The organism is Mesorhizobium waitakense (assembly GCF_056431085.1).
On sequence record NZ_JBWKME010000009.1, the window covers coordinates 51,772 to 76,615 of the forward strand.

Here is a 24,844-nt window from a genome sequence, read left to right on the forward strand (position 1 = left end):
CAGCGCAGCGCGCTGCTTGCGTCCGAAGGACGCTGGCACTGAGACCGATCCTACAATCCGGTTGCATTTTTTATCCAGTCTGAAGTGACGCCGTTTTCCCGTCGCTCCGGGCCGCTTTCTGCCGGCGGTTAGTCACTGTCCCAGACCGCTTCGGCGACATGTCAAATCGGCAGTTCGGACGTGTACTTGATCGTCTGGCTGGGGACATCGGTCTTGACGTTCTGCACGCCCTTGATGCGGCTCAGATGCTCCGACTGGAAGCGGCGGTAGTCGTCGATACCTGCCGCCACCACGCGCACCATGGCATCGCAATCGCCGAGCATCAGATAGCATTCCATCACCTGCGGCAGCTTGGCCACTTCGGTAGCGAAATGCTCGATCGTGTCCTCGTCCTGCGCCCTCAGCCAGATGCGGGTGAAGAAGGTCAGGCCCTTGCCGATGCTGGCCGGGTTGAGCACGGCGACATAGCGGTCGATGACGCCGGCCTCCTCCAGCAGCTTCACGCGCCGCAGGCAAGGCGATGGCGACAGCCCGACCTCGTTGGCCAGATCGTTGTTGGCCATGCGGCCGTCGCGTTGCAGTGCCCGCAGGATACGCTTGTCGATCTCATCCAGTTTCATGGCTACGGATTCCATTTCCTTGGCGATTTGTGACACTCAATGCCAAAATTGGATGAAATACAACAATCTTCGCAACCAAATTGCGAGAAGGTTTGGGTATGTTTTCCGCCGACACCACTGATTTCAAACACAACCGGAAGCGGCGGCCGCGAGGCCGACCGATGGCAAAGCATGAGCATTTCACAGGCAGTCGAGGTGGCAGGCGATGGTTCGACGTCCGAGTTCCGCCGCGGCGTGGCGTCATGCGCGCCGGTGCTGTTCGGCACCATCCCCTATGCGCTGGTGCTCGGCGCCCAGGCCACCCAGAAAGGCTTGAGCGTTGTCGAACTCTCGGCAATGACAGGACTGAATTTCGCCGGCGGCTCGGAATTCGCGGCGATCCAGCTGTGGACGTCGCCGCCGCACATCGTGCTCATCGTCGCCATCACCTTCCTGGTCAATAGCCGGCACCTGCTGATGGGGGCGGCATTGGCGCCGTTCCTGCGTCACCTGCCGCGGCGCAAGATGTTTCCGGCGCTGTTCTTCCTATGCGACGAGAGCTGGGCGCTCGGGCTTGCCGACGCCAGGCAGCGTGCCGCGGCTGGTATCACGCCAGCCTTCAGTCCGCGCTACTATATGGGTGCGGCGCTGGCGATGTACCTCACCTGGGTGGCCTTCACCACGCTAGGTGCCTTGCTCGGCCCGATGTTGGGCCATGTCGAGACCTATGGTTTCGACATGGCGTTCCCGGCCGTCTTCCTGGTGTTGATGCGCGGCATGTGGAAGGGCGTGGCCGCCGCGCGGCCCTGGCTGGTCAGCCTGGTCGTCGCGGCGCTGACCTATCTCATGGTTCCCGGCGCCTGGTATGTCGCGGCGGGCGCGGTGTCGGGGCTGTTCTCGGCCTGGCTCTTCTGGAGAGAAGCATGATCGACGCGACGACCCTTTTCACCATCGTGCTGATGGCCGGCGTCACCTATCTGACCCGGATCGGCGGCTATCTCGTGCTGCGCAACCGCACGCTCAGCGTCCGTGCCACGGCGGTGATGGAGGCGGCGCCCGGCTGCGTTCTGATCTCGGTGATCGCACCGGCCTTCGTGTCGAGGAACCCGGCTGACCTTCTGGCGCTGGCCATCACTTTTGTTGCCGCAACACGGTTCTCCATGCTGCCGACCGTGCTGATCGGGGTCGCCTCGGCGGGCATTCTGAGGCATCTAATCGGCTAGGACAAAAAAGGCAGGCACCGGCGCCTGCTTTTTCTCATAGGTGTCTATGTAGCCGCCGCGATCTATTGGATCGCGGACGTGATGCGCGGACCCTCGGCGTTGAACAGATGGAGCTGTGTCAGGTCCGGGGCCAGGAAAACGTGCTGACCCGGCATCACGCGGATCCGCTCGCGCAGCAGCGCGCTCAGCGTGTTGTTGCCGGCTTTTGCAATGACAAGGGTCTCCGAGCCGGTCGGCTCGACCACTTCGACCACTGCCGGCACGCCGCTGTCGGAAAGCCTGAGATGTTCGGGCCGGATGCCCCAGGCGACGGCGCTTTCGGTCTGGTCCAGCACAGGTAGCGGGAAGACGATGCCGTCGCCGGTGGTGAAGCCGTCGGCGGTGGTGCGCCCGTGCAGGATGTTCATCGCCGGCGAGCCGATGAACTGGGCTACAAACAGGTTGGCCGGCCGGTCGTAGAGATCGAGCGGAGCGCCGACCTGTTCGACGATACCGCCATTCATGACGACGATCTTGTCGGCCATGGTCATGGCTTCGACCTGGTCGTGAGTGACATAGACGATGGTGGTTCCCAGGCGCTGGTGCAGCGCCTTGATTTCAGTGCGCATCTGCACGCGCAGCTTGGCATCGAGGTTGGAGAGCGGCTCGTCGAACAGGAAGACCTTCGGCTCGCGCACGATGGCGCGGCCCATGGCGACACGCTGGCGCTGGCCACCGGAAAGCTGGCGCGGATAACGCTCAAGAAGGTCCTGCAGTCCCAAGATTGTCGCGGCGCGCGCAATCTTGTCGTCGATCTCGCGCTTGTTTTCCTTCTTCAGCGTCAACGCGAAAGCCATGTTCTCGCGCACGGTCATATGCGGGTAGAGCGCATAGTTCTGGAACACCATGGCGATGTCGCGCGATTTCGGCGCGATGTCGTTGATGACCTTGCCTTCGAGCGCGATCTCGCCGGTGCTGATGTCTTCCAGCCCGGCGATCATCCTCAGCAAGGTCGACTTGCCGCAACCGGATGGGCCGACGAGGGTGACGAATTCGCCCGAAGCGATGTCCACCGACACGCCGTGGATAACCTTCGCCTTGCCATAGGCCTTCTCGACATCGGTGATGGAAAGCGCGCTCATCGTGTCATCCTTGGAAAAGATCTGCCTCGGGAAAAGAAAATCGCCTCAGAAAGAGACCTTGTCGCTGCCCTTGAGTTGCAGGATCTGCCGCGCCTCGTCGGAGGTGGCCACAGGGGCGCCGAGCCCCTCGATGATCTGGCGCACCTTGCGCACCTGCTCGGCGCTGGATTTCGCCAGCTGGCCCTTGCCGATCCACAGTGAATCCTCCAGCCCGACCCGCACATTGCCACCCAGCGCAATCGCCTGGGTGGCGATGGGCAGCTGACTGCGCCCGGCGCCCAGCACCGACCAGTGGTAGTCATTGCCGAACAGGCGGTCGGCGGTGCGTTTCATATGTGCAACATCCTCCGGATGGGTGCCGATGCCGCCGAGGATGCCGAACACGCTCTGGACGAAGAACGGCGCCTTGACCAGGCCGCGCTCGACGAAATGGGCGAGCGTGTAGAGATGGCCGATGTCGTAGCACTCGATTTCAAAACGCGTGCCGTTTTCCGCGCAGGTGCGCAGGATGTACTCGATGTCGCCAAAGGTGTTGCGGAAGATGCGATCGCGCGACCCTTCGAGATATGGCCGCTCCCATTCGTGCTCGAAGGTCGTGAAACGCTCCAGCATGGGATAGAGGCCGAAATTCATCGAGCCCATGTTGAGCGAGGCGACTTCCGGCGCAAAGGTCGCCGCCGGCTTGACCCGTTCCTCGACGCTCATCGTCGCGGCACCGCCGGTGGTGATGTTGATCACGCAGTCCGAGCGTTGCTTGATCACTTGCAAAAACGGCGCAAAGGCCTCGGTCGACTGGTCGGGACGGCCGTCGGAGGGATTGCGCGCATGCAGATGGACGATGGCAGCACCTGCCTCGGCGGCTTCGATCGCGGCCTGTGCGATCTGCTCGGCGCTTACCGGCAGGTGCGGCGACATCGACGGCGTATGGATCGAGCCGGTAATGGCGCAGGTGATGATGATCTTGTTCTGGTTGGCCACTTGAAAGGATCCTCGTCTATTTGACTGCACCTTGGGTGATGCCCGAGATGAACTGCTTCGAGAGCACGATGTAGAGCAAGGTGATGGGCAGTGCCGCCAGCGTCAGTCCGGTGAACAGCACGCCCCAGTCGGTGGTGAACTCGCCGACGAAGACGGTGAGGCCCTGCGGGAGGGTCTTGAGATCGTCCGACGTGATTAGCACCAGCGGGAAGAAGAAATCGTTCCAGATCGGAACCGCGTTCTGGATCGCGACGATGACCAGAGCCGGGCGCGCCAGCGGCAGCATGATCGAGCGCATGATGCGAAATTCGCTGGCGCCGTCCATGCGCGCCGATTCTTCCAGTTCGCGCGGCAAGGTTCTGAGGAAGCCGGTCATGATGAACACCGCAGAAGGAATGCCCATGGCGACATAGACCAGCACCAAGCCAGCATAGCTGTCGACCAGTCCCAGCGTGTCCAGCTGGATGAACAGGGGGATGATCGCCAGTTTCAACGGCACGGTCATGCCGCTCAGGAAAAACATCAGCACCAGCGCGCTCAGCCTGAACTGGTAGCGGGCGATCGCATAGGCGGCCATGGTGCTGAACAAGAGGATCAGAGCCACCGCCGCCGTGGTGATGCCGACCGAATTGGCGAGGTAGCGGACGAAGTTGGTCTCGGTCCACACACGTTCGGCATTGGTCAGCGAAAAGCTCGAGGGCATGGCGAAGGGCGAACTGAATATCTCCGCATTGGTCTTGAAGGACGAGATCACCATGACGAACAGCGGATAGATCATGATGACGGCATTGAGCGCCAGCATCAGCTGGATGGCGCCGTTCTTCAACAATTCGCCGCGGTCCCGGCTGCCGGCTGCTGCGCTCACAGTTCGATCTCGCGACGGCGCAGGTAGCGAAGCGCGATTGCGGTGACGCCGGCAACGATGATGAACATCATCACGGCCAGTGCGCTGCCCTGGCCGAAATCCTGGATGCCCGTCGTCGTACTGCCGAAGGCGGTGCGGTAGAAATAGAGGCCGAGCACATCGGTGGCGCCGCCGGGTGAGCCGGTAAGGCCAGCCATGACATAGGGGATTTCGAACCAGTTGAAGCTGCCGATGAAGGTCAGGATGGTGACGATGGTGACGCTCGGCGCAATCAACGGCCAGATGATCCGGGTCATCAGCACATAGTCGCCGGCGCCGTCGAGACGGGCGGCCTCGATCACTTCCTTGCCGACGCGCTGCATGCCGGCCAGCAACACCAAAGTCGGGAAGCCGAGCCAGTGCCAGATGTTGGTGAACAGGATGCTGCCCAACGCGGTCGATTCATTGCCAAGCCACGGGATGGCGCCGATGCCGACAAGCGCCAGCGTCTGGTTCACCAGCCCGAACAGCGGATGCAGGAACAGTTTCCACAGGAAGCCGACGATGACCGCTGACAGCACGACAGGAAGAAAGACGATAACCTGATGGATGCGATGGCCGGGCAACGCCTTCAACAATGCGTAGGCGAGCAGAAACGCGGTGCCATTCTCGAACACCATCAGTGCCACGAAGGCGATGATGTTGTGCTTCAGCGCATTGTAGGTCCAGTCGCTGTACGGCGTCTCGAACAACACCTTGCGGAAGTTCTCGAAGCCGACGAAGCCGGTGGGCTGCAAGCCGTTGAACTCATAGAAGGCAAGGCGGAAGGCCGAGAGCAGGGGCCAGAGCACGAACAGCACCATGACCACAAGGGCCGGCGTCAGCAGTGATGCGATCCAGAGTGACCGGCGCCACGGGAAGGCTTTTGCAGTGTGGCGCCGGCCGTTGTTCATTTCACTTGCCCTGGAAAGGCTTGTACCACTTGGCGAGCCCGTTGGTCAGGTCGGCGGCCAACTGGTCAGGGGTGATCGAACCCGACATCATCTTGGTGATGTCGCCCTGCAGCAGCTCCGATCCCGTCGGCTTCTCGAAGCGAAAGTAGACGACATTGATATGCGGCATGGCCGTTTCGTTCAACTTGGCGACGTGGGCGAGCAGTTCATCCTTGATGACGACACCCTTGATGGGCGAGATGTTGCCGAGCAGGGCCGAGAACTTGTCGCCGAATTCCTTGGTGCCCATCCAGTTGACCAGCTTGAGCGCGGCCTCCTTGTTGGCCGACTTGGCGTTGACGGCATAACCGCCGTCGAAGAATTTGGTCACTTGTGGCGTGTCGCCGGCCTTGGCCATTGGTGGGGCAACGAAGTCCATGTTGATCGCCGGGTTCTGGGTCCGGTAGGTGGCAATGTCGAAGCTGCCGCCGGCCAGCATCGCCGCCTTGCCGCTGATGAACAGCTGGCCCGCGGTTTCATAGTCTATGCCTTCGAAACCGGGAGGCATGTAGTCGCGCAGCTCGAGCAGCTTGCCGAGTGCAGCGACATAGCGCGGGTCCTTGAAGGTAGTCTTGCCCGAAGTCAGGTCGGTGACAAAGTCCTGGCCGAGGAAGGGGTTGGTGAAGATGGCCACGAACATCTCGTTGAACCAGCTTGTGCCCATGCCGTTGGCCAGGGGATAGATGCCCTTTTCCTTGAGCGCCTTGCTGACGGTGATGAACTCATCCCATGTAGTCGGCGGGGTGAGCCCGGCCTTGGCGAAGACATCCTTGTTGATGAACAGACCGAGCGTCTGCGAGGCGAAGGGCAGGGAATAGACCTTCTTGTCGGCGCGGTAGGTGCCGGCCACCAGTGCATCGGCGGGCTGGTTGGCGAGCGAGGGCACGGTGGTCATGTCCTGCGGCTCGAAATAGCCGGCCTTCACGAACTGCTCCAGCCAGCCATAAGCGTGGGTGTGGATGACGTCACCGCCCTTGCCGGCGGCCAGCGCCGTCGAGACGATCGTCGGATAGTTCTCGTCCGGGAAGGACTCGAACTTCACATGGATGTCCGGGTTGGCCTTGGTGAAATCGGCGAAAAGTTCGTTGTAGGCGGCCTTGTCTTCCTGGCGCCAGGTCCAGAACGAGATGTCGGTAGCATGCGCCACGCTTGCTGCGAGTCCCCATGCGAAAGACGCGGCCGCGAGGGCCAGGCCAATCCTTCTCCTGCTCATGTTGCAATCTCCCAATGCGCTTGATGCGCTTTTTACGACGATTATCAAATCATAGTTCTTGCCGTCTGGAAAGATAGTTTGTAAAGTTTCCTAACTAATATGGATTGGACGCGGCAACCCGCTCGTCCGGCTTGTGCGGTGGATGTCGTTGACCCAGAAAATGATTGCAGGCGTGGATATCGGCGGCACCAAGACGCGCATCATGGTGTGCCTGGGCGAACGTACGATCGCCGACGAGGTGCTGGTGACCGAGACCTGGCGCGTCCGCCAGATGGAGACCGATGCCACGAAGCTGGCCGGCATCGTCGCCAATCTGTGCGGTGGCATGGCGCCCGCTGCCCTGGCGGTCGGCGCGCATGGCTGCGACACGGATGAACAGTGCCTTCGCTTCCAGGTGCTGCTGGCGGCCAGGACCGGCGGCGCGGTGCAGGTCGTCAACGATGCCGAACTGATGGTGCCGGCCGCTGGCCATGTCGAAGGCATCGGCGTCGTCTCGGGCACGGGCTCGATTGCGGTTGCACGCACGGCTGAAGGCAAGATGCTGGCTGCCGGCGGATGGGGCTGGATCCTCGGTGACGAAGGCAGCGCGCCTGCCCTTGTGCGGGAGTCGGCCAAGGCAATCCGCCGCGCGCTCGACCGTGGCGAGGATGGCAGCGACCCGCTGATTGGAGCGCTGATGCGGGAACTTGGTACTGACGACCAGACCAAGCTTGGCATCCTGCTCAACGAAACGCGCGGTGCGGCGGTCTGGGGCCGCCATGCCAATGCCGTGTTCGATGCGGCGATCGCCGGCTCGGCGCTGGCTATCCGTGTGATCAGGGAAGGCGGGGCAGGGCTTGCCGCATTGGTCGAACTGCTGATCGAGCGCGGCGCCAATCCGGCCCTTGTCGTGGCCGGCGGCGGCGTCATAGCAGAGCAGCCGATGTTGATGACGGCATTTGTCGACGCCATGGCGAAAGTCTCGCCGCCGAGCCAGGTGGTGTTACTACGCGAACCGCCGGTGCTCGGCGGGGTCGCGCTGGCCAGGCGGCTACTTGCCGGCCAAGGTGTGTCCTCACAGATCGGAGCCGTTTGAATGATGAAGCGTATCGGCTACCGCCAGGCGGTGGCGCGCCAGACGGTAAGTCTCGAGATCGGCAGGCGTTCGGTGGCCACGTCGCTCGATGGTCTCGATCTCGACGCCCTTGCCGGCAAGGCGATCGGGCTTGCAGGCATTGGCGCGAGCTATCAGGCCGCCCTTGCCGGGGCGCTTTATCTGCGCGCGCGCGGCATGCGGGCCTTCGCTTACACGCCGACCGATCTCTATGGCCACACGGATGCCGCAGCGGATGCCTTCATCGCGCTTTCGGCCTCGGGGCAGAGCCGCGAAATTTCCGATGTCATGCACGAGGCGTTGGAGGCACCGCGGCTGGCCGTATGCCGTGGCAGCGACAATCCGCTGGCTGATCTAACCGGCGCCGTGCTTGCCACGGATTCGGGCGCCGACAATGGTGCGAGTTCGACTGGCTATACCGGTACCTTGCTGGCGCTTGGCATGCTGATCGACAGGTTCGCCGGCAACAGCTTCGACTGGGCGCGTTTGCCAATCGCGGTCGCCACCGTTCTTTCTGGTGCCGAGCAGGCGGCCGGACAGGCGGCACGGCTGCTGCAGGGCAGGACATCCATCGATATCGTCGGCGCCGGTGTCAGTTTCGCCAATGCCGGCGAGGCGGCGATGCTGATCCGTGAGGCGGTTCGGGTACCGGCATCGGGATGGGACACGCTGAACTATCTGCATGGGCCGATGGAATCGCAGGATGCGGCGACCGGACTGATCGCCATCGGCGACGGCCGCGAGGTCAAGATCGCCATCGATGTCGCTGGGTTCGGCTGCCCCTCGGTGCTGGTGACGCGGCGCACGGATGTCGCTTCTGCAGACAGGCTGGTGGTGATCTCCATTCCCGCCCTCGGCAACGCCATCGCCGACGCCATCCTGGAGATCATCGCCATCCAGCTTATCGTCGGCGACATGCAGGATGCCGCTGGCCTCACAGATATCGTTTTCCGCTACCGCCAGGCCGATATCAAGCTGAAGCCTTGGTCGCCGACCGAAGTCTGACGTATCCGCCAGTTATCGAGAAAATTGCCAAACCGCCCGGCAATGAGGCATTGAAGAGGTGTGAGTCGCGGCGGCGTGTTTGGCTCTCACGGACCGGCAACAGCATTTGCAGGGCAAAGCTCGAAAGGCAGAGATGGCGGCTGCGGAAATCCCCAATCTGACCGACAGCGCCCGCGCCGTGCTGCGTGTGCTCGCCGCGCATGGGCCTGTGACGCGGCCAAAGCTCGGCGCGATGCTCGACCTGTCGAAGCCGACCATGTCGGCTGCGGTTTCGGAATTGAGCGAACTGGGGCTCGTCGCTTCGCGCGGGCTGGAGCGCGGCGCCATTGGCCGCACGGCAACCATCTATGGCATCGGTCCGGGCGCGGGTTATGCGATCGGCGTCGATGTCGGCGCAGCCCAGGTGCGCGCCGTCGCCTATTCGATGGACGGGCAGCCGTTGTCGGCGGCGGAAGAGCCGATACCGGAAGCCAAATCCAGCCATCCCGACGAGGTCGGCGCCATCGTGCTGTCGGTGACGCATGCCACCATGGGCAAGGTGGGCAAGAGTTTTCGTGCGTTGCGCGCCGTTGCCGTGGCGGTGCCGCGTATCGTTTCCAACGACCGCTTCGACAGGCCAGGCGGACCGTCCGCCGTGCTTGGCCTGCTGCGGCGTCATGTCCAAGTGCCGATCATCCTGGAAAATAACGTCAACTGCGCCGCCATTGGCGAAATGCATTACGGCGCCGCGCAGGGCCACCAGACCTTCGCCTTCCTGCAAGTTGGCGTGCGGGTTGGCCTTGGCTTCATCACCGAGGGACGGCTGTTTCGCGGCGCCGGCGGCGCCGCCGGCGAAATCGGCCGCATGCCGTTTCCGTGGTCCGTCAGCGAGACGCCCTATCGTGAAGGGCTCGAACATCATCTCGGCTCGCGGGCGCTGATCGAGCGATGCCGTGTCGACTGGCCCTTGCAGGAAGGCGCGCCGCCCGACTCGGCCAAGGATCTGTTCGCGCGCGCCCGGGAGGGTTCGGCGTCTGCCCTGGCGGCTGTCGAGCGTCATGCCGCCGATATTGGCAGACTGGCGGCCGGCTGCATCGGTATGCTCGATCCCGGCCTGATCGTGCTTGGCGGCGGCGTTGGCAGAAACCCGCTGATGACGGAAAACGTTGAGCGCGTCGCGGCAGAACTTGCGTGGCCGACACGGATCGCCGTCAGTTCGCTGGGAGACGGTGGCACCGCGCTCGGTGCGATGAAGCTGGCCGTCGACTACAGTCTCGGGCTGATGTTGCGGGAAGGCCGGCATCCGGCTGTCGTGTTGCCGCCCTTGCCCGAGATGGCGCAAGACACGACGGATATGATCGCTGAAGCAAAGGACGCTTAAACGCAAAAAGGCAGGCGCCAGGCGCCTGCCTTTCAAATTCGCCGATTAATGGCTTATGCCGCCGCAGAGATCTGCTGGCTGGCCGCTACCACGGCATCGACCTTGGCGGTGGCCTTGGCGAGCGCGGCGGTCACCGCGTCAGGGCCCATACCGACGCCTTCGATGCGGATGACGTCGACATCGGTCATGCCGAGGAAGCCGAGCACGCCGCGCAGATAAGGAATGGCGTGATCGAACTGCACGGCCGCGCCTTCGGAATAGATGCCGCCCGAAGCCAACACGATATAGACCTTCTTGCCGGTGACGAGGCCCTCGGGGCCGTTCTCGCCATAGGCAAAGCTCTTGCCGGAGCGGGCGATGTGATCCACCCAGGACTTCAGCGTCGAGGATATGTTGAAGTTGATGAAGCCGGTGGCGAGGATCACCGTGTCGGCGGCGAACAGTTCGTCGAGCACAACGTCGGAGACGCCGACGACTTCAGCCTGGCGCGGGGTGCGGGCTTCAGCCGGGGTGTAGATGCCGGTCGAATAGTCGGCGTCGATATGCGGCAGCGGGTTGGCGACGAGGTCGCGCACGACAAGCGTGTTCGACGGATCGGCGGCGACGAGCTTTTCAGCGAATTCAGTAGCAATGCGGGTCGAGTGCGAAGCCGCGCCGCGCGGGCTCGATGTGACGAGAAGGATGGACATTTTGGGCTCTCCAGGGTTTGAAATAATTTGTCCCGCTGGATATGGGGCCATCGACCCATTTGAAAAACTGGCATATTTTCTATATTATCCATCCATAAAGTGGATAGGAACAATGCAACCCAACCCGACACTCGACCAACTGCAGATCTTTGTGACGGTCGCCGAAACCGGCAGTTTCTCTGCTGCCGGCCGCAAGCTCAACCGGGCCCAATCCGTCATCAGCTATGGCATTGCCAATCTCGAGGAGCAGCTCGGATTGAAGCTATTCGAGCGCGAGGGCACGCGCGAGCCGCAACTGACCGAGATCGGCAGGGCTATGCTGGAGGATGCGCGACGCATGGTCGGTGTGTTGCAACGGATCCGATCGCGAGCCGACGGCTACCATCAGGGGCTGGAGGCGGAAGTCGCGCTGTCGGTCGATGCGACACTGCCCTCGCCAGTACTGGTTCGAGTGCTGAAGGCATTCGAGGCGCAGTTTCCGACCGTGATGCTGCGCCTGCATATAGGCTCGCTTGGGTTGATCCCGGATCACGTCGTCAATGGACAGGCCGATCTCGGCATTGGCGGCCTTCTGGGCGAGGTCGACGTCCATCTTGCGCGCATCGGCTTCATGTCGATGGTGCCGGCCGCGGCACCCAGCCACCCGCTGGCGCTGCTGCCGAAACCGGTTGCGATCGAGGATGTGCGCGAACACACACAGCTTGTCGTCACCGACCAGTCCGAGCGCACCAAGGGGCGCGACTACGGCGTGTTTGCCTATCGCACCTGGCGACTGACGGACATGCGCACCAAGCACATGCTGATGCGCGAGGGGCTTGGTTGGGGCGGGCTGCCGCGTTGGTTGATCGCCGACGACCTGGCAAACGGCCGGCTGGTGGAACTCGACCTCGAACCCTACAAGGAGGTGAACTCGCCACTGTTTGCCATGCACCGCAACGATCGCAGCCCGAAGCCGGCGGCGGCCTGGCTGATCGAGCAGTTCAAGCGCCAGCTCGGCTGCTTCAACGAGTTCGAGCCGGGCGAGGTGCCTGATGAGGAACCGGAGAGAGTCCATCAATCAGCGCCATGAGCACGGCGCGATAATCCTCGGCTGACCCACCGGCCTCGATGGCCAGGGCTGCACGGTCGAAGACGGAAGCCAGCAGCGCGGTCAGCGCTTCGACCGGCAATCTCGCCATCGTCTGCGCCCGCATCGCCGCGACAAGCCCCTCGCGCAGCGAGCGGTTGCCATGCCGGTTGTCGATCGCGTCCATGGCGGCGCGGCCAAGCACGGCCGGCCCGTCAAGCAGCAACAGCCGCGTGCGGCCGGGCGCGCGCATGGCGGCGAGATAGGCGTCCGAACCGGCGATCAGGGCGTCGCGGGCAAACAACGACGGCGGCGCGGCGCGCTCGATTTCGTCAGCCACAACTGCCGCTTCCTGCTCAACCACGGCGGCGAACAGCGTCTGCTTGTCGGCAAAATGGTGATAGAGCGCCCCGCGCGTGACGCCTGCGGCGGCGACGATCTCGGGCGTGCCGGTCTCGGCATAGGATTTTTCAGTAAACAATTTGCGCGCCGCGGCGATCAAGTCGGCGCGCGTCGCCTCGGTGCGGTCGCGGTTGGAACGGCGCGCGAATTCTCGTTGCATACATGCAGCCTGTATGTTAATTCAATCTACATGCAGACTGTATGTTGTTTGATAGGAGAAGGAAAGATGAAGACCACGAGCTATTACCCGGTGCTGATGACAGGCGATGTTGCAGCCACAAAGGCCTTCTATATCAAGCATTTCGGCTTCAAGCCTCTGTTCGAGAGCGACTGGTACGTGCATTTGCAGTCTGCCGAGGATCGCCGCGTCAATCTCGGCATCGTCCATGGCGATCATGAAACGATCCCGGAAGAAGGGAGGGGCCGCACATCGGGCCTGCTGATCAATTTCGAGGTCAGGAATCCAGATGCAGTTTACGAACGAATTGCCGCCGCCGGCCTGCCGATCTTGTGCAGCCTGCGCGACGAACCCTTCGGCCAGCGCCATTTCATCACCAAGGACCCCAATGGCGTGTTGATCGACGTGATCAAGCCGATCCCGCTAAGCCCAGAGTTTCAGGCGCAATTTAGCGAGGGTGCCTGAATGGGGTCGCTGGCAGGAACTGTCGGCAGAGATGGGCGGCGGCTCCGGCTGCGTGACCTGGAGGGCATTCGCGGTCTATGATGGGCTTGGCAAACCCCGGCTCTTCCATGCGTGAAATCTGCCTTATCCGCGCCCCGTCCAACCTTGGTCTTCGCCCGCTGCGGCCCGGCCATGTGCCGGGGACATGGCGGGCGCCGCAGGCGCTGAGCGAGGCCGGCCTGGTCGAGGTGGTTGCGCCCGCCAAGGTGGTCGATCTCGAACGGCCCGCCTACGGCACCGAACCGCAGCCGGGCACCCGACTGCGCAATGGCCCTGCGATCCGCCGGTTTAATCTGGAGCTTGCCGAGTTTGTCGCCGGCGCGATCGGGCAGGGCGAATTTCCACTGATCGTCGGCGGCGATTGTTCGATCCTGCTTGGCGCGCTGGCCGCCGCACGGCCGTCCGGTCCACTGGCCCTGGTGCATGTCGACGGTCACAGCGATTTCCGTCATCCCGGCAACTACGATGCCGATGCCGCGCTCGGCTCGGCCGCCGGCATGGACCTCGCGCTCGCCACCGGGCGCGGCGAACCGCTGCTGACCGAGTGGCCAGGCATTGCCGGGCCGTTGGTAGCCGACGAACGGGTGATCCAGATCGGCGAACGGGAGAGCCGTGATGCCGACTTCGCCTGGCCGGACATCAACTCCACCACCATGACGCTGATCGACGTCTTTGCCGCGCGCGAGCTTGGCGTGGCGAGGGTGCTGGAAAAGACCCGGGCAACGCTGGCGCGGTCTCCCTACTGGCTGCATCTCGACATTGACGTGCTCGACCAGACGGTGATGCCGGCGGTGGATTCGCCCGGCAGTCCCGGCATCGATCCCGACGATCTCGTCGCTCTCCTGTCCGCACTGGTTGCCGGTCCTGCCTGCATCGGCATGGACATGACGATCTTCGATCCCGACCTCGACCCGACCGGCGAACTGGCGGCGTTACTGGTGTCGCTGCTTGGGCGGGTGCTCGAGCTGCGAGACCTCAGCTGCGCGCCACCGGCGTCACCGTCACCTGGCTGACGCCGGTACGGCGCACGACGGTGCACAGCGTTTCACGCCCGATGCGCTCGGCGTCGAGCAGGCGCACCAGGTCGTCGACGCCGGTGACCGGGCGGCCGTCGATGGCGGCGATGATGTCGCCTTCCTTCAGGCCGGCCTTCGCCGCCGGGCCATTCTTCTCGACGCTGCGCAGCCGCACCGCCGTGCTGGTCGAGACTTGGGACAAGAGGGCTGCGCGGCGTGGCAGGTTCGTCGTATCGGCGGAGACGCCGATGAAGGCACGGCGCACACGGCCGAAACGGATGATCTCCGAAATGACGAAATTGGCGGTGTTGGAGGCGACGGCGAAGGCGATGCCTTGCGCGCCATGGATCATGGCGGTGTTGACGCCAATAACCTCGCCGGCCGAGGACACCAGCGGTCCGCCGGAATTGCCGGGGTTGAGTGCCGCGTCGGTCTGAATGACGTCGTCGATCAGCCGCCCGGTGGAGGCGCGCATCGAACGGCCGAGCGCCGAGACGACGCCTGAGGTGACGGTCCATTCGAAGCCGAGCGGATTGCCGATGGCAATGGCGATCTGGCCGCGCCGCAGCCGCTTGGAATCGCCAAGGGGGGCGACATCGGCAAAGCTGCCGTCGGCGCGCACCAGCGCGATGTCGGTGTCGGGATCGCGGCCAAGCACGCGACCCTCGCGGGAGGCGCCGTCCGGCATCGAGACACGCACCGTCTTGGCGTCGCCGACGACATGGAAATTGGTGACGACCAGTCCGTCCGGCGCAATGACGAAGCCGGAACCATGGCCGCCCTGACCGCCAATGCGCTCGATGCGGCAGACGGCGGGGCCGATGCGGTCGACGGCGTCGGCAACCGTCGTCGAATAGGCGTCGAGCAGCGTGTCGTCGGTTTGGAATTTGGCGGCGGCGAGTGCCATGGGCGGGCTCCGTGTTTTCAGTCGTAACGATGACTATATGTGCGAAGCGGCTGGAACCGCCGCGACCTGACCAGATGGCCAGTCAAACCGCCAACTAGCCGTCAGGCGAGTACCTCCAAGCGCGCTGCCGAGCGATATCTGGGGCATGAAGAAACCCAGGAGACCAATATGAGCGATTTCAATCTGAGTGCCTTTTCCCAGGCCATCGCCGATCTCGCCGCCAAGGCGGCGCCGGCAACGGCGAGTTTCGCCACGCATCATCATCGCACGGCAAGCGCCTTCCATTGGCGCGACGGTTATTTCGTCACCGCCGAGGAAGTCGTCGAGGCAGGCGAGGAGATCGAGCTGACGCTGGGCTCGGGCGAGACGGTGAAGGCCGAACTCATCGGCCGCGATCCATCGACCGGCGTCGCCCTGCTGAAGCCGGCTGATGAGGCCACGGCGCCTTCACTTGCCAAGGCGGACGCGGTTCGGCCTGGCAACATCGCCATCGCCATCGGCAACAGTCAGGGTTCGGCGCTGGCCGTATCGGGCTCGGTCGGCGAGGTCGGCCCTGCCTGGCGCTCGATGCGCGGCGGTACCATCGACCGGCGCATCAATCTGGCCGTTGGCGCCGGCGGCCGATTCGAGGGCGGCCCGGTGCTCGACGCCAAGGGTGCGCTAATCGGTATGCTGTTGTTCGGGCCGCGCCACCGGGCACTGGTGATGCCTTACGAGACGATCGAGCGGGCGGTTGCGACCTTGCGCGAAAAGGGTCACGTCGCGCGCGGCTATCTCGGCGCTGGGCTGCACCCGGTGCGCGACCGCGACGCGCATGGCGCGATGGTGATGAGCCTCGACGACGAGGGTCCGGCCAAGGCCGCCGGTCTTTCGCTCGGCGACATCATCGTGGCATGGAATGGCGAGGCCGTGCACGGTCCGCGCGACCTGATCCGCAGGCTCGGGCCTGACAGCGCCGGCGTTGCGGTGACACTCGGTGTCGTGCGCGGCGGCGAACAGCGCGATGTCGCGCTGACGATCGGCGAAAAGCCGCTTTCCTGAGAGGAGTGATGGACACGCTCACCAGCGACCGGATCATGCATGACGGTGCCGCCTCGCGGCGGCTGGTGGTGCTGATTGCGCTTGGCGACGCGGCTCGCGCCGAGCGCCTGGCTGCGTCGTTTGCCGCCAGCGAAGACCTGCTGCCGGTCGTGGCCGGCGGCGGTACCGCCGATGTCGCCATCGTTGACGACAACAGCGGTGATGCCGTGCCGGCCTCCACGCCACGAGTGCTGCTGTCGGGCAGCGGCGAGCGGTCTGCCGGCGAGGTGTTGGCCGTGATGCCTGCGGGCGCGGACGATTTGTTGATTGCAGCGGCAGCGCGGCTGGCGGCGGCCGGCTATCGCGTATCGAGCGATGGCGGACGCGGGCGCCATGAGGATTTCCATGCCGGCGATCGCGAGGCCGGCGATGGCGAGCCGTTTGACGACGAAGCCTCCGACGAGCACGCCGCCCGGCCTTCGCTGTCGCCGCGCGAAGCGGAAGTGCTGGCGCTATTGGCCGAGGGTGCACCCAACAAGGTGATCGCGCGGCGGCTGAACATTTCGGTGCACACGGCGAAGTTCCATGTCGCCGCGATCCTGATCAAGCTGGGTGCCGCCAACCGCACAGACGCGATCGCCATCGCGATGCGCCAGGGGCTGGTGCTGGTTTAGTCACAAACCCTACGCAGCGTAACTCGGCGTCCAGCGCGTCGGACCTTGCGCTGTGGTCGCCTGCCGCGCAAAGGTTCGCGCCTGCTGTGTTGCAAGGGAGGCGCAAGGAAATGTCGCTCAAGGGAAAGACGCTGTTCATTTCCGGCGGGTCGCGCGGCATCGGGCTGGCGATCGCGCTGCGCGCCGCGCGTGACGGCGCCAATGTGACGATCGCCGCCAAGACCGCCGAGCCGCATCCGAAGCTTCCGGGCACGATCTACACCGCGGCTGAAGAGATCGAGCAGGCCGGCGGCAAGGCGCTACCTGTGCTGTGCGACATCCGCGAGGAAGCACAGGTTGCCGAGGCGGTTTCAAGGACCGTCGAAAAGTTCGGCGGCATCGACATCTGCGTCAACAATGCCAGCGCCATCCAACTCACCGGCACGCTGGAAACCGACATGAAGCGCTACGATCTGATGCACCAGATCAACACGCGCGGCACCTTCCTCGTCTCCAAAATGTGCATTCCGCACCTGAAGTTGGCTAATAATCCTCACATTTTGAATCTGGCGCCGCCGCTCGACATGAAGGCCAAATGGTTCAAGAACCACGTCGCCTACACGATGGCAAAGTTCGGCATGTCGATGTGCACGTTGGGTATGAGCGCCGAGTTCGCTAGGGACGGCATCGCGGTCAATTCGCTGTGGCCGCTTTCGACCATCGACACGGCGGCGGTGCGCAATCTGCTCGGCGGCGCAACTGTGGCGGCGATGAGCCGTTCGCCCGACATCATGGCCGATGCCGCGCATGCGATCTTCATGCGGCCATCGCGCGGGGCGACCGGCAATTTCTATATCGACGAGGAGGTGCTGCGCGCCGAGGGCGTCAGCGATTTGTCCATTTATGCGCCAGGCGCCACCGGACCGTTGGCCGGCGACTTCTTCGTGCCGGACGAGGTGTTTGCGAATTCTGATACTAAGATCAGGAATACGTTTTAAAGATGCCTAGGGTAGTCCATTCGCTGATGCAAAACGCGTACAACATCGATGGATCGATTGGCCATTCGTAGAAATAGCACGTGAGAGCCTACGGCATATTTCAGCAAGCCGGGGCGAATATTCTCCGCATTTTTAGCCATCTCTGGAAATTGGTCTATCAAATTTATGATTGAGCGAATGGCGTGGATATAGGCTTCCGCTCGTTCGGGACCCCATTCCTTCAGGGAATGGTCCCAAATCTGGTCAAGATCTGCTTTCGCTTTTGGTGAGAACCTGACGGTTCGCTTCATCCGCGCTTCTTTGACTCCAGAAAGGCATCGAAGTCGAATGGCTCTGGATCGCCTGACAAATCTCCCTCATCGATGGCAGACCGGAGTTGCTCAAGCTTGAGTTCCTGTTCTTCCAAAAGACGAAGGCCGGCCCGAACGGTTTCGCTTGCCGACCCAAAACGCCCGTTCGCTATCTGCCGCTGGATAAAGGCATCGTACTGATCACCTAGGGTGATGGAGGTGTTCTTGGGCATGATAAATCTCCAATACCAATAGATGGTATCAATTTTCCCGAACGCTAACAAGCACAGGAGTGCGCCGTCACGCCTCGTCCTTCTTGCCTTTGCTCAGGCCCATCAGCTGGTCGATATAGGCGAGCATGAAGGCCGAGACGACGAAGGCGAGGTGGATGATGGTCAGCCACATCAACTGGTCGGTCGAATAGGAAGACGAGTTGAGGAACACCTGCAAGAGGTGGATGGAGGAGATGGCGACGATGGTCGAGGCAACCTTTACCTTCAGCGAACCGACATCGATCGTGCCCAGCCAATGCACGCCGCCGTCTTCATCGTCGAAGCGGCTGACGAAGTTCTCGTAGCCCGAGATGATGACCATCACGACCAGCGAGGCGACCAGTGCGGCATCGATCAGCCCCAGCATCTTCAGGATCGTGTCGGTGTCGCCAAGCGCCAAGGCCACTGTGACGAACTCGTAGAGCTTCTTGCCGAAGGACAGCGCATAGATTGCCAGCGCCACGCCCAGCCCGAGATAGAAAACGACCAGCAGCCAGCGCGAGGCAAGGATGATCGATTCGATGGCCAGTTCGAGACGCTTCATAGAGTGGTTCCGATTGGTTCGATTGGAATAGTGGGCCGCGGGCGGTAGGCCGTATTTCGGTCAGGTTGCCCCTGTTTGCAAGACAAAAAAACCCCGCCGGCGAGGGACCGGCGGGGTTCAATGCGTCCCGCTGGAGTCGGGACGGGGCAGGGAACGCCCTGCCCAGAATCTGGGGTGGGTGAACCCACGATTCAATGAGCCGGCGCTAATGCCGGTACAATTCTTGTTGAACCTGGCACGTCGAACCATCCCCGGCAGGACCGGGGATGGCTGTTTCTCGTGCAGAGTCCGCAAACCAGGTCATGGTTTTGAAATCATGACCTAATTGTTGCTGGCGACCGGCGCCACCAGCGAGGTGATGCGGCGAATGGCGACGCGCCGGTTCTCGCGGTTTGGCGCGGCCGTGTTGACCTTCAGATACTCCTCGCCATAGCCCTGCGTCGTCAGGTTCTCCGGCGGAATGCCGAAGGCATTGGTGAGGGCCTCCGCCACCGCTTCGGCGCGGCGGTCGGACAGGGCAAGGTTCGCCTCTGGCGTGCCGACGGCATCCGTGTGGCCTTCGATCAGGAAGGTCTCGGCCGGGTTCTTTTTCAGCAGCTTGTCCATCGCGCTGGCGACACCCTCGAGCTTCTGCACCTCGGTGTCGGAGATCGAGGCCGAACCGAATTCGAAGTTCAGCGTGTCGAGGTCGACACGGCGTGCAATGTCGCGCACGCGGGCGGAACGCTTGACCTCGTCGATCGAATAGAGGCGCTGGACCTTCTCCACCGGCGGCTGTTCGAGGAAGGTGTAGTAGTCGTCCGGGCTTTCGACGTCCTCGGAATCGAGGATGTACTGCCGGCGCGGGATGGTCAGTCGCATCGGCGGCAGGTCGTCGCCGGGATCGCGCCAATCGCCCTCATCCTGATAGTCCTGCTCGTCGACGTAGCTCAGCACGTATTCGCGCCCGTCAGGGGTGATGCGCGAACGCTGGATGACATCGCCGTAGCGGTTGCGGATGGTGACGATCTGGACGCCATTGCCGCGCTCGACTGTCTCGCGTGTGCGGCCTTGCGGCAGATCCTCGTAGTAGACGTCCTTGGCGCCACGGTTCATGCGCGGACCGTCATTGCTCTGGACGATCGTCTGGTTGTTGAGCTGGATGATGACGCGGTCGCCGATTTCCTTGAGCACGTCGACGCCCTTGGGGCGGCGGCGGTCGCGGATATTCTCGTCGGGTGCACGATCGACACGCTTGCCTTTTTCCTCCGTCACTGGGACCAATTTTTCGGGCTTGATCTCCTGCTGGGCGGCCTTGTCGTCGGTGGGCGGCGGACCCTGATCGACAGGCGCGACCACGGGCTTGCGGCCCTGATCGCCACCTTGCTGGGCGTTCTGCCCACCATTCTGCTGCCCACCATTCTGCTGCTCGCCATTCTGCTGGCCGTTCTGGTTGGCGGGCTTCCTGCGGCCCTGGTCCTTGCCGCCCTTGCGCTCGGCATCCTTCTGGCTGTCCAGGATGGGAGCGGCGTTCGGATCGGCAGGCGCTTCGCCCTGGACAGGCGCCGCCTTGCCGCCATTGGCCGGTTGCTCGGCTATGGCAGGCTTTTCGCCATTGGCCGGTTGTTCGCCCGTGGCAGGCTGCTCGCCGGTGACAGGCTGCTCGCCAACCGGTTTCTTACCGTGCTTCTTGGTCTTGTCCTGCGGCTGCTCGCCCTGGGCCGCTGGCTGTTCGCCGGCGGGAGCCGGTTCGACCTTGGGCTTCGCCACTTCGGCCGGAGCCTGCTTCTCGGTCGGTGCCGGGGCGGCTTCCGGCACGACGGCCGGTTTGGCCGTTTCGACAGGCTTCTTCTGCTTCTCAGGCTTCTGCGCGGGCTCGACGGCCGGCGCTATCGTGGTCGGCTCGGCCTGCTGATCCTGCTTGTGCTTCTTGCGCGGCTTGGCTTGCTCGCCCTGCTGGTTGTCGTTGGCCGGTTCGGCCTGGCCGGCAGGAGCCGCTTCGGCTGGCGCCTGCTCGGTCTGCTGCTGCTCGCGCTTTTTCTTGCGCGGCTGCTGCGCTTCGGCGGCTGGAGCGGCCTGCTCTGCGGGTGCCGCTTCGGCCGGCGCCTGCTCGGTCTGCTGCTGTTCGCGCTTCTTCTTGCGCGGCTGCTGCGCTTCGGCGGCTGGAGCGGCTTGCTCGGCCGGCGCCTGCTCAGTCTGCTGCTGCTGCTGCTGCTGATCGCGCTTCTTCCTCCGAGGTTGCTGCTCTTCGACAGCCGGAGCGGCCTGCTCGGCAGGGGCGGACTCCGTCTGCTGTTGCTTCTCACGCTTCTTGGGCGGCTGCTCCTGCTCGCTCTGGGCTGCGGGCGCCGCCTGCTGCTCTGGCTCGGCCTTCTTCCGCTCCCTTTGTTTCGGCTGCTTCTGCGCACAGGCTTCGGCCGATTCGCCCTCGGCGCACGCTGCCTGCGCCAAAATGAACGCGGCTGACGTGTGCTGGGCGGGGCCGAAGGCGGCAGTTCCCTGAAGCGGGAATGCGCCCAACGGCGCGGATGCCATCAGCAGGCCAAGTGCGGTGCCTGCCAGAATCCGTGGTTGGCGTTTCATCGAAAACTCTCCTTATGGGGTCCCATCCTTGCCGAAACCGATCTTGCGCCGATTGGTTCCAGTTTGGTTGCGATAGACGCCGTACGGGGCGATTGGCCGGCCTTTTGAAGGCAACTTCGTGTCATTCACCTGGCGACCGCCGCATTCCGGCCGTTGCCGCGCTTGACCTTGCCGGCGGCTGGGGCCACATGCCGGGAATGGAAACGCCATTCTGGAAAACCAAGGCGCTGGAGGCGATGAGCCCGGCCGAGTGGGAGTCGCTGTGCGACGGCTGCGGCAAATGCTGCCTGTCAAAGCTCGAGGACGAGGACACCGGCGAGATCTACTGGACCAGTGTCGGGTGTCGGCTGTTCGACGCGCAGAGCTGCCGCTGTTCGGACTACGCCAACCGGCTGTCGCGCGTTCCCGACTGCGTGGGGCTGACGCCGCAGAACGTTCGCACCATCAGCTGGCTGCCCAGCACCTGCGCCTACCGGCTGGTGGCCGAGGGCCATGACCTCTACTGGTGGCACCGGCTGGTGTCGGGCAGCGCCGAGACCGTGCATGAGGCCGGCATGTCGATGCGCGGGCGGGTCAAGGCAAGCGAGACCGATCTCGCCGAGCCGGAAGACTATTTTGATTACCTGCTGGACGACGAGCCGTAGGGCTCGCGCCGGGACGACGAGCCGTAGGGCTCCGCGTTGGAACGAACAAGCTGGTCTTCAGCCAATCAGCTGGATTGGGGCCCGGGCACTGAGTGAGGCGTTTTGTGGCATTCACCCCTGCCGTGGACGATGGTAGATGGCCGGGGAATTGCCTTTCCGCCACATGAACCGGAGATGAACGGCCGGTTCGCAATGAGTTCAGACAGCCAAGTGCATTCTCCCCCCATCGGTTCACGAGGACGGGCGAAAGCCCGCAACAAGGAGAGAAGACAATGTTCAACACGATCAAGACGGCAGCCCTTTCGGCTCTGGTCGGTCTCGGCACGCTGGCCGCCATCCCGGCCCATGCCGACAGCCTCTATCTCGGCTTCGGCAACAACAACGACACGCGCTTCGGCGTCTATGCCGGCGACGACGGCTATCGCCACCGCGGTGATGAACGTCGGGGTGATGAACGCCGCGGCGAATGGCGCCGTGGCTGTTCGCCGGACCGCGCGCTCGACAAGGCCGAACGCATGGGTCTCCACCGCGTCCGCATCCTCGACGTCAACCGTCGTACTGTGAAGGTGATGGGCCGACAGTACGGCGACCGCGTCGTCGTCGTGTTCGCCAACGATCGCGGCTGCCCGGTTATCTATCGCTGAGGCCGGGTCGGCTTGAATACAAGGGCATGATCTCCTTCAAAGATCAGCCTGGCGGCATGACCCTCATCGAGGGTTAGCCGGGCAGCATGATCTTCTGCGAGGATCAGCTGGGAGTAGCCGAGCCCCTTTCCTGCTGGAAGGGCGTGGCTCGAAAAAACCCCGCGGGAGCAATCCCGCGGGGTTTTTCATGCAGGTGTCGGCTGCTGGTGGATCCATCGCCGAGCAAGCCCAGCCATGGATCGTCAGGCGCCTACTTCAGTTCGAAGGTGACGGTGACCTGGACGTTGTAGGAATTCTCGCCGGCCTGCACCGGAGCCGCGCCCGCCGCGGCATCGAAGGCCTTGGCGTTGATCGGCATTGGCGTTGGCGCGATGTTCTGGTCGGTGATTTCGAGCACCCGGCCGAGGCTGACGCCGGCCGCCTCGGCAAGCGTCTTGGCCTTGGCCATGGCGTTGGCCACCGCCTTCTTGCGGGCTTCGGTGACGGTCGCTGCCGGGTTGTCGTTGGTGAAGGTTATGCCGCCACCCTGGTTGACGCCGAGCGATACCGCCTTGTCCAGAATCTCGCCCGTCTTGTCGACATCGCGCACCCGCACCGACAGCGTGTTGGTCACCTGATAGGCGACGAGTTCGGCTTCCTGGCTGCCATCCGGCTTGTTGGTGTAGTTGTAGCGCGGGTTGATCTGGATGCCGGCGGTCTGCAGATCGCGGTCCTTGATGCCGGCCGACTTCATGGCGGCGATCACGGCGGCCATGGCGTCGTTGTTGGCGTCGAGTGCCGCGCGCGCGGTCTTGGCTTCGCGCATGACGCTGAGCGTCAGGATCGCCAGATCGGGGGCTACGGTCGCTTCGCCTTCGCCTGACACAACGATGCGCGGCGGCGTCGGCAAATCGGTGGCTCCAGCCATAGCCGGAAAAGCGATTGCAGCGGCGAGCGCGAGAGGCAACAGGCGTCTGGTCATGAAAATCTCCTTGGTCCGCGATCAAAGTCGCAGAGGTCGCGTAGAGCGCGATTATGGGTTGATTTGGGCGATCCGTGGAAGCCCGACGGGAAAGCCTTGTGCCGCGATGCGAAAAACATTAATCCAGCCCGCGTGGGGCCTGTAGCTCAATGGTTAGAGCCGGCGGCTCATAACCGCTTGGTTGGGGGTTCGAGTCCCTCCGGGCCCACCAAAATACCAGTCTAATATATTGATTTCTTTATATTTTTATCAACGGGCCCAAAACATGGACTCGAACCCCCTTCTGGAAAAGAAAAACAGAGCACCACATTCCCCTGACAAGCCGGCGATGAAGCGGGCTGCCAGAGGCCTCCCTTTTCGGCTGTGAAGGCGATCCATGACCCGGCGTTCTGATCTCAACTCTCCAGGCAGACGAGATCAGGTCAATGGATGCGACGGCGTAGCTTGGCTTTTCATCAAGTGCAGGCGATAGCGCCAACCCTAAGCCATTTTCGAGATGATGCTGATATCAAAATAATCTCGCCACGCGACGATATGATTGCCGTCCAGCTCGAAGATGCCCATCACCTTCGCTGCTAAAACCTCGCTTCCGTCGGCGCGCTCAAACCGGTCCAGTCGCTCGATCAGAACACGATTTCCGTTTGCAGCGATAGCCCGCAGTCGAAGTGGACTGTCGCGACGCCGGACGTCTTTTCGGCCCCTTCGATCATCGCAATGGCTTCTTCGATACCGGTCGTGACGCTAACGCCTTCATTGACCCAAACGGTGTGTGGCGTGAACCATTGACGAATGGCGCTTCTGCCATGATCCCTGGAACAAGCGGCGCCAAAGGCGATGACGTTCTCGGTCGGTGTGGGCATTGCTGCTTCCTTTATCTTTTGGAGTGAGCGAGCGACACCCTCGAGGGCGATGGCGGCAACAACGTGCTCAACGGCGGCGCCGGCATTGATACGCTGAGCTACGAGCATGTTGTGAACGTCAGCCTGATGACGGGTCTTGCTCAAGGCGGCGATGCCGAGGGCGACACCTTCTCCGGCATCGAGGGGCTTCTAGGCTCTGCACAGAG

Annotated in this window: 29 protein-coding genes and 1 tRNA gene; 14 read left to right on the top strand and 16 right to left on the bottom strand. The window is 63.2% G+C overall.

Features of this window, described 5'->3' with window-relative positions; translation table 11 throughout:
- Nucleotides 1-161: 161 nt before the first annotated feature.
- Nucleotides 162-620, bottom strand: coding sequence for an Lrp/AsnC family transcriptional regulator (locus tag AC07FD_RS00870; RefSeq protein ID WP_478348259.1), 459 nt, complete (start codon nucleotides 618-620; stop codon nucleotides 162-164).
- A gap of 171 nt (nucleotides 621-791) precedes the next feature.
- Between AC07FD_RS00870 and AC07FD_RS00875 the strand changes: the two genes are divergently transcribed.
- Both AC07FD_RS00875 and AC07FD_RS00880 read left to right on the top strand, forming a co-directional pair.
- Nucleotides 792-1,526 (top strand): AzlC family ABC transporter permease, encoded by a 735-nt coding sequence (locus tag AC07FD_RS00875; RefSeq protein ID WP_478348260.1) that lies wholly within the window; start codon nucleotides 792-794, stop codon nucleotides 1,524-1,526.
- Nucleotides 1,523-1,822, top strand: coding sequence for an AzlD family protein (locus AC07FD_RS00880; RefSeq protein WP_095090988.1), 300 nt, complete (start codon nucleotides 1,523-1,525; stop codon nucleotides 1,820-1,822). The genes AC07FD_RS00875 and AC07FD_RS00880 overlap by 4 nt, the downstream gene beginning before the upstream one ends.
- 62 nt (nucleotides 1,823-1,884) lie before the next feature.
- Here AC07FD_RS00880 and AC07FD_RS00885 read toward each other — a convergent pair whose 3' ends face one another.
- From AC07FD_RS00885 to AC07FD_RS00905, 5 genes are read right to left on the bottom strand one after another with little or no spacing between them, the layout of a single operon-like run.
- A complete protein-coding gene (locus tag AC07FD_RS00885) occupies nucleotides 1,885-2,943 on the bottom strand; it encodes an ABC transporter ATP-binding protein (protein WP_478348261.1) in 1,059 nt (352 codons plus the stop codon).
- 45 nt (nucleotides 2,944-2,988) lie between these two features.
- The gene (gene kce / locus AC07FD_RS00890) at nucleotides 2,989-3,921 is read right to left on the bottom strand and encodes a 3,5-dioxohexanoate:acetyl-CoA acetone transferase (RefSeq protein ID WP_478348262.1); all 933 of its coding nucleotides are present in this window, start codon (nucleotides 3,919-3,921) and stop codon (nucleotides 2,989-2,991) included.
- Between the two features lie 16 nt (nucleotides 3,922-3,937).
- Entirely contained in the window at nucleotides 3,938-4,786 is an 849-nt protein-coding gene (locus tag AC07FD_RS00895; RefSeq protein ID WP_095090991.1) for a carbohydrate ABC transporter permease, read from the bottom strand.
- Nucleotides 4,783-5,718, bottom strand: a complete 936-nt coding sequence (locus AC07FD_RS00900; RefSeq protein WP_477398704.1) for a carbohydrate ABC transporter permease — start codon at nucleotides 5,716-5,718, stop codon at nucleotides 4,783-4,785. The genes AC07FD_RS00895 and AC07FD_RS00900 overlap by 4 nt, the downstream gene beginning before the upstream one ends.
- Before the next feature lies 1 nt (nucleotide 5,719).
- Nucleotides 5,720-6,970 carry an extracellular solute-binding protein gene (locus AC07FD_RS00905; protein ID WP_457155289.1) on the bottom strand — a complete coding sequence of 417 codons (1,251 nt, stop codon included), beginning with the start codon at nucleotides 6,968-6,970 and terminating at the stop codon, nucleotides 5,720-5,722.
- A 142-nt stretch (nucleotides 6,971-7,112) separates the two neighbouring features.
- On the opposite strand from AC07FD_RS00905, the gene AC07FD_RS00910 reads away from it, so the two are divergent.
- The 3 genes from AC07FD_RS00910 (at nucleotide 7,113) to AC07FD_RS00920 (ending at nucleotide 10,428) form a co-directional block, all read left to right on the top strand.
- Nucleotides 7,113-8,045, top strand: coding sequence for a BadF/BadG/BcrA/BcrD ATPase family protein (locus AC07FD_RS00910; RefSeq protein WP_478348263.1), 933 nt, complete (start codon nucleotides 7,113-7,115; stop codon nucleotides 8,043-8,045).
- Nucleotides 8,046-9,068, top strand: coding sequence for an SIS domain-containing protein (locus AC07FD_RS00915; RefSeq protein ID WP_478348264.1), 1,023 nt, complete (start codon nucleotides 8,046-8,048; stop codon nucleotides 9,066-9,068).
- 133 nt (nucleotides 9,069-9,201) lie between these two features.
- Complete coding sequence (locus AC07FD_RS00920; protein WP_478348265.1) at nucleotides 9,202-10,428, top strand: ROK family transcriptional regulator; 1,227 nt, start codon at nucleotides 9,202-9,204, stop codon at nucleotides 10,426-10,428.
- A 53-nt stretch (nucleotides 10,429-10,481) separates the two neighbouring features.
- On the opposite strand, the gene AC07FD_RS00925 is transcribed toward AC07FD_RS00920, so the two are convergent.
- On the bottom strand, nucleotides 10,482-11,117 hold the full coding sequence (locus AC07FD_RS00925) for an FMN-dependent NADH-azoreductase (RefSeq protein ID WP_478348266.1): 636 nt from the start codon (nucleotides 11,115-11,117) through the stop codon (nucleotides 10,482-10,484).
- A gap of 112 nt (nucleotides 11,118-11,229) precedes the next feature.
- Between AC07FD_RS00925 and AC07FD_RS00930 the strand changes: the two genes are divergently transcribed.
- A complete protein-coding gene (locus tag AC07FD_RS00930; RefSeq protein WP_478348267.1) occupies nucleotides 11,230-12,186 on the top strand; it encodes a LysR family transcriptional regulator in 957 nt (318 codons plus the stop codon).
- Here AC07FD_RS00930 and AC07FD_RS00935 read toward each other — a convergent pair.
- Nucleotides 12,119-12,745, bottom strand: coding sequence for a TetR/AcrR family transcriptional regulator (locus AC07FD_RS00935; RefSeq protein ID WP_478348268.1), 627 nt, complete (start codon nucleotides 12,743-12,745; stop codon nucleotides 12,119-12,121). The genes AC07FD_RS00930 and AC07FD_RS00935 overlap by 68 nt on opposite strands.
- A gap of 66 nt (nucleotides 12,746-12,811) precedes the next feature.
- Here AC07FD_RS00935 and AC07FD_RS00940 point away from each other — a divergent pair, with 66 nt between their 5' ends.
- Together AC07FD_RS00940 and AC07FD_RS00945 are read left to right on the top strand one after the other, a co-directional pair.
- Nucleotides 12,812-13,228, top strand: a complete 417-nt coding sequence (locus tag AC07FD_RS00940) for a VOC family protein (protein WP_478348269.1) — start codon at nucleotides 12,812-12,814, stop codon at nucleotides 13,226-13,228.
- Between the two features lie 107 nt (nucleotides 13,229-13,335).
- Nucleotides 13,336-14,280 (top strand): arginase family protein, encoded by a 945-nt coding sequence (locus tag AC07FD_RS00945; RefSeq protein ID WP_478348270.1) that lies wholly within the window; start codon nucleotides 13,336-13,338, stop codon nucleotides 14,278-14,280.
- Here AC07FD_RS00945 and AC07FD_RS00950 read toward each other — a convergent pair.
- Nucleotides 14,243-15,190 carry a S1C family serine protease gene (locus AC07FD_RS00950; protein WP_184874526.1) on the bottom strand — a complete coding sequence of 316 codons (948 nt, stop codon included), beginning with the start codon at nucleotides 15,188-15,190 and terminating at the stop codon, nucleotides 14,243-14,245. The two genes, AC07FD_RS00945 and AC07FD_RS00950, sit on opposite strands and share 38 nt — an antisense overlap.
- A gap of 168 nt (nucleotides 15,191-15,358) precedes the next feature.
- Here AC07FD_RS00950 and AC07FD_RS00955 point away from each other — a divergent pair, with 168 nt between their 5' ends.
- The 3 genes from AC07FD_RS00955 to AC07FD_RS00965 all read left to right on the top strand — a co-directional run bounded on the left by AC07FD_RS00955 (nucleotide 15,359) and on the right by AC07FD_RS00965 (nucleotide 17,861).
- Nucleotides 15,359-16,231 (top strand): S1C family serine protease, encoded by an 873-nt coding sequence (locus AC07FD_RS00955; RefSeq protein WP_478348271.1) that lies wholly within the window; start codon nucleotides 15,359-15,361, stop codon nucleotides 16,229-16,231.
- Between the two features lie 8 nt (nucleotides 16,232-16,239).
- Nucleotides 16,240-16,884: a response regulator transcription factor gene (locus AC07FD_RS00960; protein ID WP_478348272.1), complete on the top strand. Its 645-nt coding sequence runs from the start codon at nucleotides 16,240-16,242 to the stop codon at nucleotides 16,882-16,884.
- Nucleotides 16,885-16,994: 110 nt separating this feature from the next.
- Nucleotides 16,995-17,861: an SDR family oxidoreductase gene (locus AC07FD_RS00965; RefSeq protein WP_478348273.1), complete on the top strand. Its 867-nt coding sequence runs from the start codon at nucleotides 16,995-16,997 to the stop codon at nucleotides 17,859-17,861.
- Here AC07FD_RS00965 and AC07FD_RS00970 read toward each other — a convergent pair.
- The 4 genes from AC07FD_RS00970 to AC07FD_RS00985 form a co-directional block, all read right to left on the bottom strand.
- A complete protein-coding gene (locus AC07FD_RS00970; RefSeq protein ID WP_478348274.1) occupies nucleotides 17,858-18,151 on the bottom strand; it encodes a type II toxin-antitoxin system RelE/ParE family toxin in 294 nt (97 codons plus the stop codon). The genes AC07FD_RS00965 and AC07FD_RS00970 overlap by 4 nt on opposite strands.
- The gene (locus tag AC07FD_RS00975; RefSeq protein WP_478348275.1) at nucleotides 18,148-18,384 is read right to left on the bottom strand and encodes a type II toxin-antitoxin system ParD family antitoxin; all 237 of its coding nucleotides are present in this window, start codon (nucleotides 18,382-18,384) and stop codon (nucleotides 18,148-18,150) included. The genes AC07FD_RS00970 and AC07FD_RS00975 overlap by 4 nt, the downstream gene beginning before the upstream one ends.
- A 67-nt stretch (nucleotides 18,385-18,451) precedes the next feature.
- The gene (locus AC07FD_RS00980) at nucleotides 18,452-18,967 is read right to left on the bottom strand and encodes a TIGR00645 family protein (protein ID WP_478348276.1); all 516 of its coding nucleotides are present in this window, start codon (nucleotides 18,965-18,967) and stop codon (nucleotides 18,452-18,454) included.
- 321 nt (nucleotides 18,968-19,288) lie between these two features.
- A complete protein-coding gene (locus tag AC07FD_RS00985) occupies nucleotides 19,289-21,529 on the bottom strand; it encodes an OmpA family protein (RefSeq protein WP_478348277.1) in 2,241 nt (746 codons plus the stop codon).
- Nucleotides 21,530-21,726: 197 nt separating this feature from the next.
- Between AC07FD_RS00985 and AC07FD_RS00990 the strand changes: the two genes are divergently transcribed.
- Nucleotides 21,727-22,173, top strand: a complete 447-nt coding sequence (locus tag AC07FD_RS00990; RefSeq protein ID WP_478348285.1) for a YcgN family cysteine cluster protein — start codon at nucleotides 21,727-21,729, stop codon at nucleotides 22,171-22,173.
- A 272-nt stretch (nucleotides 22,174-22,445) separates the two neighbouring features.
- On the top strand, nucleotides 22,446-22,817 hold the full coding sequence (locus AC07FD_RS00995) for a hypothetical protein (RefSeq protein WP_478348278.1): 372 nt from the start codon (nucleotides 22,446-22,448) through the stop codon (nucleotides 22,815-22,817).
- 250 nt (nucleotides 22,818-23,067) lie between these two features.
- On the opposite strand, the gene AC07FD_RS01000 is transcribed toward AC07FD_RS00995, so the two are convergent.
- Complete coding sequence (locus AC07FD_RS01000; protein ID WP_478348279.1) at nucleotides 23,068-23,778, bottom strand: SIMPL domain-containing protein; 711 nt, start codon at nucleotides 23,776-23,778, stop codon at nucleotides 23,068-23,070.
- A gap of 135 nt (nucleotides 23,779-23,913) precedes the next feature.
- Between AC07FD_RS01000 and AC07FD_RS01005 the strand changes: the two genes are divergently transcribed.
- Nucleotides 23,914-23,989, top strand: a tRNA-Ile gene (locus tag AC07FD_RS01005).
- A 269-nt stretch (nucleotides 23,990-24,258) separates the two neighbouring features.
- On the opposite strand, the gene AC07FD_RS01010 is transcribed toward AC07FD_RS01005, so the two are convergent.
- On the bottom strand, nucleotides 24,259-24,438 hold the full coding sequence (locus tag AC07FD_RS01010; protein ID WP_478348286.1) for a limonene-1,2-epoxide hydrolase family protein: 180 nt from the start codon (nucleotides 24,436-24,438) through the stop codon (nucleotides 24,259-24,261).
- Nucleotides 24,402-24,638: a nuclear transport factor 2 family protein gene (locus AC07FD_RS01015; RefSeq protein WP_478348280.1), complete on the bottom strand. Its 237-nt coding sequence runs from the start codon at nucleotides 24,636-24,638 to the stop codon at nucleotides 24,402-24,404. The genes AC07FD_RS01010 and AC07FD_RS01015 overlap by 37 nt, the downstream gene beginning before the upstream one ends.
- Nucleotides 24,639-24,844: the final 206 nt, after the last annotated feature.